The sequence below is a fragment of the Streptomyces sp. NPDC029674 genome (assembly GCF_044903205.1).
GTDB lineage: Bacteria > Actinomycetota > Actinomycetes > Streptomycetales > Streptomycetaceae > Streptomyces.
This window is the reverse complement of record NZ_JBJDPY010000006.1, coordinates 482709-494407: the sequence shown is the minus strand read 5'-3', so window position 1 is coordinate 494407 and position 11699 is coordinate 482709. Positions and strand designations below refer to the sequence as shown.

Annotated in this window: 12 protein-coding genes and 1 rRNA gene; 10 read left to right on the top strand and 3 right to left on the bottom strand. The window is 69.5% G+C overall.

Annotation, left to right across the window (positions count from 1 at the left end):
* Window positions 1-149 precede the first annotated feature (149 nt).
* The 9 genes from rrf (at window position 150) to ACI2L3_RS17925 (ending at window position 7243) form a co-directional block, all read left to right on the top strand.
* Window positions 150-266, top strand: a 5S ribosomal RNA gene (rrf, locus tag ACI2L3_RS17965).
* A gap of 62 nt (window positions 267-328) precedes the next feature.
* Window positions 329-973 (top strand): HAD family hydrolase, encoded by a 645-nt coding sequence (locus ACI2L3_RS17960; protein ID WP_404753295.1) that lies wholly within the window; start codon window positions 329-331, stop codon window positions 971-973.
* A 68-nt stretch (window positions 974-1041) separates the two neighbouring features.
* Window positions 1042-2265: an MFS transporter gene (locus tag ACI2L3_RS17955; protein WP_404753294.1), complete on the top strand. Its 1224-nt coding sequence runs from the start codon at window positions 1042-1044 to the stop codon at window positions 2263-2265.
* A complete protein-coding gene (locus ACI2L3_RS17950; RefSeq protein WP_404753293.1) occupies window positions 2216-3391 on the top strand; it encodes an acetoin utilization protein AcuC in 1176 nt (391 codons plus the stop codon). The genes ACI2L3_RS17955 and ACI2L3_RS17950 overlap by 50 nt, the downstream gene beginning before the upstream one ends.
* A 135-nt stretch (window positions 3392-3526) precedes the next feature.
* Complete coding sequence (locus ACI2L3_RS17945) at window positions 3527-4342, top strand: phosphatase (RefSeq protein ID WP_404753292.1); 816 nt, start codon at window positions 3527-3529, stop codon at window positions 4340-4342.
* A 132-nt stretch (window positions 4343-4474) separates the two neighbouring features.
* Window positions 4475-4684, top strand: coding sequence for a helix-turn-helix domain-containing protein (locus tag ACI2L3_RS17940; RefSeq protein WP_362996452.1), 210 nt, complete (start codon window positions 4475-4477; stop codon window positions 4682-4684).
* A 147-nt stretch (window positions 4685-4831) separates the two neighbouring features.
* Window positions 4832-4930, top strand: coding sequence for a 30S ribosomal protein bS22 (locus tag ACI2L3_RS17935; RefSeq protein WP_003948845.1), 99 nt, complete (start codon window positions 4832-4834; stop codon window positions 4928-4930).
* A gap of 172 nt (window positions 4931-5102) precedes the next feature.
* A complete protein-coding gene (locus ACI2L3_RS17930) occupies window positions 5103-6164 on the top strand; it encodes an NAD-dependent epimerase/dehydratase family protein (protein ID WP_404753291.1) in 1062 nt (353 codons plus the stop codon).
* A gap of 14 nt (window positions 6165-6178) precedes the next feature.
* Complete coding sequence (locus tag ACI2L3_RS17925) at window positions 6179-7243, top strand: lysophospholipid acyltransferase family protein (RefSeq protein WP_404753290.1); 1065 nt, start codon at window positions 6179-6181, stop codon at window positions 7241-7243.
* A gap of 264 nt (window positions 7244-7507) precedes the next feature.
* On the opposite strand, the gene ACI2L3_RS17920 is transcribed toward ACI2L3_RS17925, so the two are convergent.
* The 3 genes from ACI2L3_RS17920 to ACI2L3_RS17910 form a co-directional block, all read right to left on the bottom strand.
* Window positions 7508-8770: a DUF5667 domain-containing protein gene (locus ACI2L3_RS17920; RefSeq protein WP_404753289.1), complete on the bottom strand. Its 1263-nt coding sequence runs from the start codon at window positions 8768-8770 to the stop codon at window positions 7508-7510.
* A gap of 238 nt (window positions 8771-9008) precedes the next feature.
* Entirely contained in the window at window positions 9009-9803 is a 795-nt protein-coding gene (locus tag ACI2L3_RS17915) for an ECF subfamily RNA polymerase sigma factor, BldN family (RefSeq protein ID WP_404753288.1), read from the bottom strand.
* 300 nt (window positions 9804-10103) lie between these two features.
* Window positions 10104-11057: an HAD family hydrolase gene (locus tag ACI2L3_RS17910; RefSeq protein ID WP_404753287.1), complete on the bottom strand. Its 954-nt coding sequence runs from the start codon at window positions 11055-11057 to the stop codon at window positions 10104-10106.
* Window positions 11058-11193: 136 nt separating this feature from the next.
* Here ACI2L3_RS17910 and ACI2L3_RS17905 point away from each other — a divergent pair, with 136 nt between their 5' ends.
* A complete protein-coding gene (locus tag ACI2L3_RS17905) occupies window positions 11194-11499 on the top strand; it encodes a glutaredoxin family protein (protein WP_404753286.1) in 306 nt (101 codons plus the stop codon).
* Window positions 11500-11699: the final 200 nt, after the last annotated feature.

Genomic DNA, 11699 nt, shown 5'->3' with positions numbered 1-11699 from the left:
AGATCTGGAAGCCCGGTAACGGGTGGAGGTGACTGGTACTAATAGGCCGAGGGCTTGTCCTCAGTTGCTCGCGTCCACTGTGTTGGTTCTGAAACCACGAACAACCCCATGTGTGGTCACGCATGGTGCGGTTGACAGTTTCATAGTGTTTCGGTGGTCATAGCATGAGGGAAACGCCCGGTTACATTCCGAACCCGGAAGCTAAGCCTCATAGCGCCGATGGTACTGCAGGGGGGACCCTGTGGGAGAGTAGGACGCCGCCGAACTAATTGTAGAGAAAACCCCCGCACCATTCGGTGCGGGGGTTTTCTGCGTTTAGGGTCGGGTCATGAGATATGAACTGGTCATCTTCGACAATGACGGGGTCCTCGTCGACAGCGAGCCGCTCTCCAATACGATCCTCGCCGGCTATCTGACCGAGCTCGGGCACCCGACCTCCTACGAGGACTCCCTGCGCGACTACATGGGCGCCGCCGTCCATCGCGTACACGATCTGATCCTCGAGCGGAGTGGGCAGCGGCTTCCCGAGGACTTCGACGATGTGTTCCATGGTCGGGTCTTCGCCGCTTTCGAGCGGGAGCTGCAGCCTGTGGACGGGGCCGTGGAAGTGCTGGAGAAGCTGACCGGGGATGGGGTGGCTTACTGTCTGGCGTCTTCCGGGAGTCATGAGCGGATTCGGGTCGGGCACCGGAAGGCCGGGCTCGACAAGTGGTTCGACGAGGGGCGGATCTTCAGCTCGCAGGACGTGGGGCGGGGAAAGCCGGCGCCCGATCTCTTTCTGTATGCCGCCGAGCGTATGGGGGTGGTGCCCGAGAAGTGTGTCGTCGTGGAGGACAGCCCGCTGGGAGTGCAGGCCGCCGTCGCCGCCGGCATGGATGTCTTCGGGTTCACCGCGATGACCCCGGCCGACCGGCTGGCGGGTGCCACCAAACTCTTCGGGGACATGCGGGAGTTGATGGACCTGCTCGCATGACCACGGGCCGGGATTAGGCAGGTGATCCATCTACCCACTGGTAGACCGGGGCCCTACGCTCTCCAGCCATGACCGAAGTGCTGCGGCGCGGCAGGGCATCGCTGGCGTTCGCGTTCCTGGTACAGGGAGTCACGTTCGCCCTGCTCGTGACGCGGATTCCGGCGATTGAGGATCGCTACGGGATATCCGACGGGCTGCTGCCCGTCTTCCTCGCGGCGGTGCCGGTCCTGGCCGGAATCGGGAGTGTGGGCACCGAGCAGCTGGTGAAGAAGGTGCCGCCGAGCGCGGTGCTGAGGTGGTCGCAGCCCGCGGTGCTGCTCGCGCTGCTTGGGGTGGGCGCGGGCGACACGATGTGGCAAGTGGCCGTGGCACTCGGGGCGTTCGGGCTCGCCGTGGGGGCGCTCGACGCGTCCATGAACATGCTCGGGGTGAGTCTCCAGCGGGCGTACGGGCGCAGCATCATGCTCGGGTTCCATGCCGCGTACAGCCTGGGCGGAATCGTGGGGGCCTCGCTGGCCTGGGCCGGAGCGCACTGGGACCTTTCGCTCTTCGTCTCCTATCTGCCCGCTGTGGCGGTGCTGCTGCCGGCGGCGCTGGTCGGGAGCCGGTGGTACGTCGATGCGACGCCGGTGACGGGGACAGCGGCGGAGAGGGGCAGGGAGGCTCGGAGCGGGGGTGTCGTCTTCAAGGTGCTGCTGCCGCTCTGTCTGGTGATGACGTTCGCGTACATCGGTGACTCGACGGTCTCCAACTGGAGCGCCAAGTATCTGCAGGACGTGCTGGGGAGTTCGGAAGAGGTCTCGACCGTTCCGTACAACGTCTACATGGTCATGACGCTGGTGGGGCGCGGGCTCGGGGATCTGGGGGTGCGGCGGTTCGGGGCCGTGGCCGTGGTGCGGGGCGGGTCGGTGGTCGCCGCGCTGGGGTTCGCGGTCGTGGCGGTGGCGCCGGGGGCGTGGGTGGGGATCGCCGGGTTCACCGTGCTGGGGCTGGGGTTGTGCGTGATCGTTCCGCAGACTTTCGCCGCGGCGGGGAGATTGTTCCCGAGAGATTCGGACGCGGCCGTTGCGCGACTGAATGTCTTCAACTATGTGGGGTTTTTGATCGGTTCGCCGTTGGTGGGCGGGCTCGGGGACGTTTGGAACTATCGGGGGGCCATGGTCGTTCCTCTGGTGTTGGTGCTCCTGACCTTGCTGTACGCCCGTTCCTTCGCCCCAGGACCGGACCGGTACGGTGACGGGCATGAGTGGCCGCGCGCAGCTGATGTGGGACGAGGCAGTAACGGGCTATGACTTCGGCCCGGGTCACCCGATGGACCCGGTCAGGCTCGGGCTGACCCGAAGTCTGGTCGACGCCTTCGGGCTCGACCGGGAGCTCGATGTCGTCGCGGCGAAGCGTGCCGGTGATTCGACGCTGCGGCTCGTGCACCGCGGGGACTACGTGGACGCGGTCAAGGCCGCTTCCGTCGATCCCGCGTCCGCGCGCGGGGAGTACGGCCTCGGCACGGAGGACGACCCGGCCTTCGCCGGGATGCACGACGTGTCGGCGCTGATCGCCGGGCAGTCCGTGGGCGCGGCCGAAGCGGTGTGGCGCGGGGAAGCGCTGCATGCGGTGAACTTCGCGGGTGGGCTGCACCATGCGATGCCCGGGGGTGCCTCCGGGTTCTGCATCTACAACGACGCGGCGCTGGCCATCGCCCGGCTGCTCGAACTGGGCGCCGAGCGCGTCGCGTACGTGGATGTGGACGTGCATCACGGGGACGGGGTCCAGGCCGCCTTCTGGGAGGACCCGCGGGTTCTGACGATCTCGCTGCACGAGCATCCACGGACGCTGTTCCCGCAGACCGGGTGGCCCGAGGAGACGGGTGCGGACGGCCCGGCCGAGGGAACCGCGGCGAACGTCGCGCTGCCGGCCGGGACCGGTGACGCGGGGTGGGTGCGCGCCTTCCACGCCGTGGTGCCCGAGCTGCTCGCCGAGTTCCGGCCGCAGGTTCTCGTGACGCAGCACGGCGCCGACACGCACTTCGAGGACCCGCTGGCCCACCTCGCGGTGTCGCTCGACGCGCAGCGGGCCGTGCAGGTCGCCTGCCACGAGCTGGCCCACGAGCACGCCGAGGGGCGGTGGGTGGCTCTTGGGGGTGGGGGGTACGCCGTGGTGGATGTGGTGCCGCGGTCCTGGACGCATCTGGTGGCCATCGCCGCGGGGCGGCCCGTAGAGCCGACGGCGGAGATCCCCGAGTCCTGGCGGCAGGAAGTCTTCGCACGGACGCGGCAGCTGGCGCCGGGGCGGATGACGGACGGGCGCTGGCCGGTGGAGTGGAAGGGCTGGGAGTCGGGGTACGACCCCGCCGACCGGCTCGACCAGGCGGTGCTCGCCGCACGGAAGGCCGTGTTCCCGTTGCGGGGACTGCTGGCGTAGAGAGCTGTCGGCGTAGAAGGCTGTCGCCGTGGAGAATGCGCGGCGCGCCCGCCGGATTATGCCCGCGTTAGCCCAAGTGTGGGGGGTTTCCGGGGTTTTGAGGCAGCGTGGGCTCCGATGGGCCAGCATCGGACCGTGTTGAGCACCGGCGCCCTGCGTGCGCATCTGCTGGCGGCTCGGTTGGCCGGGCCCGTTGCCACCTCGCGGGAACAGAGCCTGCGCAGTTATCGGCTGTTCGCGGCCCGGGACCCACGGATAATGCTGGGGCTGGACCCCGAGTGGAGCTGGAGCGCCGGCGACCTGCTGCGCCTGATGTCCGACAAGTGTGGAGTGTCCGCCGACCCCGGGTGCACCACGGGCGCCGATGTCATCGATCCGGAACGGACGCTGGCGGCGCTCGACGCCTTCGCGGAACGGCTCGCGGCGGCGGCGCGGAGGCGGCTCCCGGTGCTCCTCGGGACCGGTCATCCGCACCGACTGCTCGGGTTCTACGCCGCGTTGGCGGACGCCTTGTCGGCGGCCGGATGCACCGTCCTCACCCCCGCGCAGGGCAGCAGTGTCGACATAACGACCCGGTTTGGCCTACGCACGTACAACCTTGACTACGTACAAGGAGTCGCGCTGGTGCGCGAACCCGGCGCGCGTCCCACCGGGAGTGAGACCGGCGCACACACCCACTCACCCCTCCCGATTCGGGCCGCTCTGGATGGTGCGGCGGAGGCCGGCGGGCCGCTTCCCGAGTTGGTCATCGGAGACCACGGATGGGTCTGCGGAGCAGGTCAGCTGGGGTTTGAGGCGATCGGTCTGGCGGATACGGACGATCCCGCGCTGTTCGTCGGGGAGGCCGAGGGGCAGGTGTCCGTCGTCGTTCCGCTTGATGACGCTGTGCGGTCTGATTACTACCGACCGCTTACTCGCTATGTACTCAATCGAGCGTGTCTGTCACAGTAGGCGGCCGATCGCGGCTCCTCTTCCCCACTCGCATCATCCGCCCCTAGTCTGGGGAGTGAGCGCGCAGAGACGAAGAGTCACCGGAAGGGGAAGCCGGTGCCCGTCATGTGCGGAAGGTTCAGGTGGGGTGTCATGGCTGCAGAGCAGAGGCCGCTGAACGAGGTCGCGTTCCTGACCGTGGCGGAAGTCGCCGCGGTGATGCGAGTGTCCAAGATGACCGTGTACCGCCTGGTGCACAGTGGTCATCTGCCCGCCATTCGGGTCGGAAGGTCATTCCGGGTCCCCGAGCAGGCGGTTCACGAGTACCTCCGCGAGTCGTATGTGGGGGTTGAGGCCGGTTGAGCCATGGGCCCCCCGGGCCCGTGGCGCAGGGGTCATGGCTCCTCGATTACGTCCCTCACGCGGGGACAGGTAGGCTAGGCCGACGTAGGTCGTGTGGGCCCAGTCTGCTGCCCCGCACCGAGTGAAGAGAAGTGAGCGAGGGTAGTCGTGGGCTCTGTTATCAAGAAGCGGCGTAAGCGGATGGCCAAGAAGAAGCACCGCAAGCTGCTGAAGCGCACTCGCGTTCAGCGTCGCAACAAGAAGTAGGCGACAGCTGCAACAGCGAGCACCGAAGCCCTCCCGTCATCCGACGGGAGGGCTTCGGTGTTTTCGGCCGTCTCTGGACGCACGGACATCACAGCGCAACGTCCACCCGCTAGCGTGGTCCGCAACAGCCGACAGTGGTGCGGCGAGGGTCGGGGAAAGGCAGGCGCTGATCTTGGGCAAGGTCGTGCTCGTGACCGGAGTGGCCCGGCAACTGGGCGGGCGGTTCGTCCGGCGGGTCCAGCGTGACCCCGAAGTCGACCGGGTGATCGCCGTCGACGCGGTCCCACCCGAGCACCATCTCGGCGGCGCGGACTTCATCCGGGCCGACATCCGCCAGCCCACCATCGCCAGGGTGCTCGCGGAGCACGCGGTCGACACGGTCGTCCACATGGACGTCACCGCCACCGCGCTCGGCGGCCGCGGCGGCAGGGGCGGCCGCGGGTCGGTCAAGGAGACCAACGTCATCGGCACGATGCAGCTGCTCGGCGCCTGCCAGAAGTCGCCGACGGTGAAGCGGCTCGTGGTGAAGTCGAGCACCAGCGTGTACGGCTCGGCGCCCAAGGACCCCGCGGTCTTCACGGAGACCACGCCGCCCAAGTCGCTGCCCAGCGGCGGCTTCGCCAAGGACACCGTCGAGGTCGAGGGCTATGTGCGCGGCTTCGCGCGGCGCCGGCCCGACGTCGCCGTGTGCGTGCTGCGCTTCGCGAACATCCTGGGGCCCGCCGCGGACTCGCCGCTCGCCGAGTACTTCTCGCTGCCGGTCCTGCCGACCGTGTTCGGCTACGACCCGCGGCTGCAGTTCGTCCACGAGGACGACGCGGTCGAGGTGCTCCGGCTCGCCTCGCACGAGCCGCAGCGCGGCACGCTCAACAGCGGCACGTTCAACATCGCCGGCGACGGCCAGCTGCTCCTGTCCCAGTGCTCGCGGCGGCTCGGCCGCCCCACCGTGCCCGTGTTCCTGCCGGCCGTCACCTGGGTCGGCTCGGCGCTGCGCACGGTCGGCATGACGGACTTCTCGCCCGAGCAGATCAGGCTGCTCACCCACGGCAGGGTCGTGGCGACCCGGCAGATGCGCGAGACACTGGGGTTCCGGCCGAAGTACACGACGGCGGAGGCCTTCGCGGACTTCGTACGCAGCCGGGGCCCCGGGCTGCTGCCACCGGGCGCCCTCGCGGGGGCAGTCGACCGGATCGCCGCGCTGCCCCTCGCGGGTGGCCACCAGAGCGCCAACTGAGGAGAGCGTCAACCATGGCGGACGCCAAGGTCATTCCGTTCGACGACGACCGGTCGCGCGGGAGCGCGCAGCGCACCTCGCGCCGCAGGTCCGCGCCCCGGCGCAAGGGCGACCCCGTGGCCGGGGTCAAGGCGCTGCCCGGGCAGCAGGACGGGGCCCAGCAGGGCGGCGACCCGGGGGTGGCGCCCCCGGAGCCTTCAGGACAGGGTCAGGGGCACCGTCAGGGGACCCGGAGCGCCGGCGGATGGGACCGGCGCGTCGCGGGCGGCCTGGCCTTCCTGCGGCGGCGGCTGACCGGGGAGTACGAGGTCGACGACTTCGGTTACGACGAGGAGCTCACCGACCAGGTCCTGATGTCGCTGCTCCGCCCCTTCTACGAGAAGTACTTCCGGGTGGAGGTGAAGGGCATCGAGAACATCCCCGCCGACGGCGGGGCGCTGATCGTCGCCAACCACTCCGGGACGCTGCCGCTGGACGGCCTGATGATGCAGGTCGCCGTGCACGACAACCATCCGCAGGGCCGGCATCTGCGGCTCCTCGCCGCCGACCTCGTCTTCATGCTGCCGGTGATCAATGAACTGGCCCGCAAGGCCGGGCACACGCTGGCCTGCGCGGAGGACGCGGAGCGGCTTCTTGAGCGGGGTGAGCTGGTCGGCGTGATGCCGGAGGGCTTCAAGGGCATCGGAAAGCCGTTCAGCGAGCGCTACAAGCTGCAGCGGTTCGGCCGCGGCGGTTTCGTGTCGACGGCGCTGCGGACCGGCTCGCCGATCGTGCCGTGCTCGATCGTCGGGGCGGAGGAGATCTACCCGATGATCGGCAACGCGAAGACCTTGGCACGGGTGCTCGGCATCCCGTACTTCCCGATCACGCCGACGTTCCCGTGGCTGGGGCCGTTGGGAGCGGTGCCGCTGCCGACGAAGTGGACGATTCAGTTCGGGGAGCCGATTCCCACGGACGGGTATCCGCCGGAGGCCGCGGAGGACCCGATGCTGATGTTCAACCTGACGGATCAGGTGCGGGAGCAGATCCAGCACTCGCTGTACAAGCTGCTGGTGCAGCGGCGGTCGGTGTTCTTCTAGGTTTCAGGCGTGCGTGTGTACGCGGAAGGGGGCGCCCTCCTGGTGGAGGGCGCCCCCTGTTCGCGTGCTGGTGGGGCTAGGGCCTGTCCGGCGGATCATGCCGCGGGCCGCGGGGTCTGGCACGCCGATCTGCGGCGTTGTCGTCGGTTGTCAACGCTCCGCGTTGCCGCCCTCCTCCGCCTTGCATCTCGACGCACCAGACCCCGCTCACCTGCACCGACGGGTGGCCGCCACCCTGCCGCGACCTGATCCGCCGGACAGGCCCTAGTCCGCGTCCTCGCCCTTGATGCCGAGCTCCGGGATCTGGAGGCCGGGCAGCAGCGGGGGCAGCGTCACGTCCGGTTTGGACGGGGTGGCGTGCTGGCCGGGCTTGCTCTTGCCGTCCGAGGGGCTCGGGCTCGTCTTGTCGGCCGGCGGGTCGAGGAGACCGCCCGTCGTGCCGCCGATGAGGCCGTCGTCCTGGCGGCCCGACGTGGAGGGCCTGGGCTTGCTGTCGCTGCCCGACCCGGCGCCGTGCGAGCTGCCGCCGCCCGAGGGGTGGGCGGGGCGCCCGTCGGAGCTGTCCGAGCCGCTGGGGCTCTGCGACGTCCGGCCGGTCGTGCCGCCCTTGTCCGGCGTGCGGGGCAGCAGGGAACGCAGCGGTTCGACCTCTTGGTCTATGGCGTCGAAGACCGAGTTCACCTGCTCGCCCACGTCGCCCAGCTGGACGGGGAGGCGGCCCTGGAGGTCGCTCCACGCCTCGCGGTGGGACCGGGAGAACGCCGACAGCGTCTGGATGGGGCCGAGGGAGCCGTCCCGCTCGTACGCCTCGAGGAGCAGGCGGTGGCCTTCCGTGGCGTCGTGCCGCATGCCGGAGAGGGCTCGCCTGACCTCGCCGAGCGACTCGTGGTCGAGGGTGCCGGAGCGGCCCCGCTCCATGAGTCTGCGGGCCTCGCTCAGCCGGGTGGAGGCCTGGTCGAGGTAGATCCGGCCGCGGTCGCTGTCGTCGTCGGCGAGGCCCCGCTTGAAGTCCTCCATGCCGCGTTTGAGCCCGTACAGCGAGTCGCCCGGCAGGGCGTCGGAGCTGGCGGCGGCGACACCGCCGAACGCGCCCGCCGCGACGCCGACCGTGAGGCCGCCCGCCGCGATGCCCTTGGACAGGCGGGAGCGCGGCCGCAGTTTCCGCAGGGTGCCCGCTCGGTGGGCGCCCTTGCGGGACCGCTGCTCGGGCACCGACGGTGTGCCGCCCTCGAGGAGCATGGCTTCCATCGCGGCCACGAGCTGGGCGCGCTGGACGACCTTGACCTCGGGGTCGAGGGCGGGTTTGGGCAGCGCGTCGAGACCGTCCGCCAGAGCCAGCAGCCGGCTCCGCTCGGTCGGTTCGGCACGGGCCGCGGTGGTTTCGGTGGACTCCACGGGTGCGGCCGCGGGCGCGGATGTGAGCGCGGAGTCCTCGGACTGCTCGGCTGCCGGGCCCTGGTCGGAACGCTCCTCCAGGGCCTGGGCGAAGGCGTTCGCCCGCCGGTGGGCCGATACGTTCGCGATCACTGGCGGCACCTCCTCTCGTCATGACGGTCGACTCCCCAGGGGGTCCTGAGGGTCGCATGTCCTGACCATTTCCACACGATCGAGTGAGCGGAGCCAGCCAGTTAGCGACCACAGGGAGCCTGCATCCCGCACAACGAGCGTCGCGGCACTTGGGTTACGGACGACGGATGATCGGACCGCGACAATTCCGTGGCGACCATCTGGCCGCCACAGAAGGTGAGTTGGGCATGACGGGGTGTTAGCGGGCGTCGTCGGGCAGCAGCCGGGCGAGGGTGCGCACCGCGCGGTACTGAAGGGTTTTGATCGCGCCTTCGTTCTTCCCCATGACCCGCGCGGTCTCGGCGACGGAGAGGCCCTGGAGGAAGCGCAGGGTCACGCACTCCTGCTGCTGGGGGTTGAGGCGGCGGACGGCTTCGAGGAGGGCGGCGTTCGAGAGGGACTCCAGGACGGAGTCCTCGGGGCTGCGCTCGACTTCGTTGGCGTCGAGCATTTCGCCGGTGGTCACTTCGAGGCGGAAACGGCTCGATTTGAAGTGGTCGGCGACCAGGTTGCGGGCGATCGTGACCAGCCAGGCGCCGAAGTCGCGGCCCTGCCAGGTGAAGGTGCCGATGCGGCGGAGGGCGCGCAGAAAGGTCTCACTGGTGAGGTCCTCGGCGGTCGCCTTGCCGCCCACGCGGTAGTAGATGTAGCGGTAGACCGTGTCGCTGTACTGGTCGTAGAGGCGGCCGAAGGCGTCGGACTCGCCGGCTTGGGCGCGCTCGACGAGCTCCATCATGCGGGCGCTGTCGCTGTCCGCGGCGGGACGGCGGGGGGTGGGGGCAGAGGTGGCGGCAGCGGCGCCGGAGCGGCCTCGTCTGCTGACTGCCGCACCGCCGTTCGCCAGGGCATAGCACGGCCCGGCGGGTGCGGGGACGGCGAGGGCGGGGACGGCGGGGACGGCGTACGCGGTGGGGACGAAGCCGCGCAAGCGGTCGACGACCGTTGCGCGCAGCGTAGCCAGGCCCGAGGCGTCAACCCCGACGTGTGGGTACACGGGACTCCCAGAGGCAGAGCTTCCATCACGTGCAGTGCGGGACCGTTCACCCGTCGTAGCGACGTGTGGGGTCCCTTATGCGTCTGAGGAGAATAACGCTTCGTACAGGCAGCACTACACCCAGTTGCTCAAATCATCGATTACGTCGCTTCTGTAACCGATTGACGCCCGTTCAAGTGCCGCAGAGTGAGCACTTGTTGATCGAATGAGTTCACATTCCGTGTCGGCCTGAGGCGTGTTGTGGCCGAGTGCTACCGGCGTGACTGGCGGCGGACGGGGTGGGGTAGGACCGTCGGATGCTCAGTGGCGGCGGCGGTGCAGCGCCACGGCAGCGGCGGCGCCGCCCGCGAGCGCGCCGACTCCGGCGGCGGCCGGGATGCCGACCTTGGCGGCCTTGCGGCCGGTGCGATAGTCCCGCAGGCGCCAGTCCCGCTCCCGCGCGTGCTTGCGCAGTTTCGCGTCGGGATTGATCGCGTACGGATGTCCTACGAGCGACAGCATCGGGATGTCGTTGTGCGAGTCGCTGTACGCGGCGCAGCGGCCCAGGTCGAGGCCCTCGGCGGCGGCCAGGGCGCGGACGGCCTCGGCCTTCGCGGGGCCGTGCAGGGGCTCGCCGACGAGCTTGCCGGTGTAGACGCCCCCGATGGACTCGGCGACGGTGCCGAGGGCGCCGGTCAGGCCGAGCCTGCGGGCGATGACCGTGGCGATCTCCACCGGGGCCGCGGTGACCAGCCAGACCTTCTGGCCCGCGTCGAGGTGGGCCTGGGCGAGGGCGCGGGTGCCCGGCCAGATCCGCTCGGCCATGTACTCGTCGTAGATCTCCTCGCCGATGGACATCAGCTCGGCGACGCGGTGGCCCTTGACGATGGAGAGGGCGCTGTCGCGGGCGTCCTGCATGTGCTCGGGGTCCTCGACGCCGGCGAGCCTGAACCAGGCCTGCTGCCAGGCGAACCGGAACAGTTCCTGGCGCTCGAAGAACTTGCGCTTGTAGAGGCCGCGGCCGAAGTGGAAGATCGCGGCGCCCTGCATGACGGTGTTGTCGAGGTCGAAGAAGGCGGCGGCCTTGTCGTCGCCGACAACGGGGAACTCCGGTTCCCGCGGACCCTCACCGGGCGTGCTCTTCGCGGCGAGGGCTTCGAGCTCCTCCAGCTCCTGGGAGGACTTGCGCGCTGCCTCGGCCGAGGCCTCGCCTGCCAACACGCTCCGCGCCGTGGCGGAGCGCCTACGGGGGGTGAGCCATCCGAGAGCGGCCATGTCGTGAGCATAGCCAGTCTGTCCGGCGGGCCCGGAGTCGGGAGGATTCGGGCCTGTGAACTCTCCGCGTCCGGGCCGTTAATCGGGCCGCGCCGGGAGTGTCCTCCAGCTGTGTCCGGCGGGCGAGAATGGGGCCATGAGCCCAATTTTTCGTCGCAGTGGTGGTCGTACGGAGAAGAGTCGCGCGGAGAAGAGGCAGCCGCAGGAGCGGTTGGTCACCCTGATCGGGAAGCCGGGGTGTCATCTGTGCGATGACGCACAGTCGGTGATCGAGAAGGTCTGCGGGGAGCTCGGCACGCCCTGGGAGAAGAAGGACATCACGCAGGACGAGGAGCTGCACCGGGCCTACTGGGAGCAGATTCCGGTGGTGCTCGTGGACGGGGAGCAGCACACCTTCTGGCGCGTGGACGAGGATCGGCTGCGTCGGGAGCTCATGGCTTAGGGGCATTACCTACTGACCGGCCAGTCCAAAGTTCCCGCGAAGTCGATTACGCTTTGGGGCGGTTTTGGTCTCGGGGGCGATGATCGTGAGGAGAGTGTGCGGTTTTGCCCCCTTCAAAAGAGCAACGACGCCGTCCGTGCGCCGGTTCCACGATTGTGCGCCGGGAGCGCGTGACCCCGGTCACGTTGGCCGGGCAAATC

Excerpts from the sequence above, each read along its gene's own strand:
- ACI2L3_RS17960 (WP_404753295.1), top strand. The coding sequence starts at position 329 with ATGAGATATGAACTGGTCATCTTCGACAATGACGGGGTCCTCGTCGAC.
- ACI2L3_RS17955 (WP_404753294.1), top strand. The coding sequence starts at position 1,042 with ATGACCGAAGTGCTGCGGCGCGGCAGGGCATCGCTGGCGTTCGCGTTC.
- ACI2L3_RS17950 (WP_404753293.1), top strand. The coding sequence starts at position 2,216 with ATGAGTGGCCGCGCGCAGCTGATGTGGGACGAGGCAGTAACGGGCTAT.
- ACI2L3_RS17940 (WP_362996452.1), top strand. The coding sequence starts at position 4,475 with ATGGCTGCAGAGCAGAGGCCGCTGAACGAGGTCGCGTTCCTGACCGTG.
- ACI2L3_RS17925 (WP_404753290.1), top strand. The coding sequence starts at position 6,179 with ATGGCGGACGCCAAGGTCATTCCGTTCGACGACGACCGGTCGCGCGGG.
- ACI2L3_RS17910 (WP_404753287.1), bottom strand. The coding sequence starts at position 11,057 with ATGGCCGCTCTCGGATGGCTCACCCCCCGTAGGCGCTCCGCCACGGCG.
- ACI2L3_RS17905 (WP_404753286.1), top strand. The coding sequence starts at position 11,194 with ATGAGCCCAATTTTTCGTCGCAGTGGTGGTCGTACGGAGAAGAGTCGC.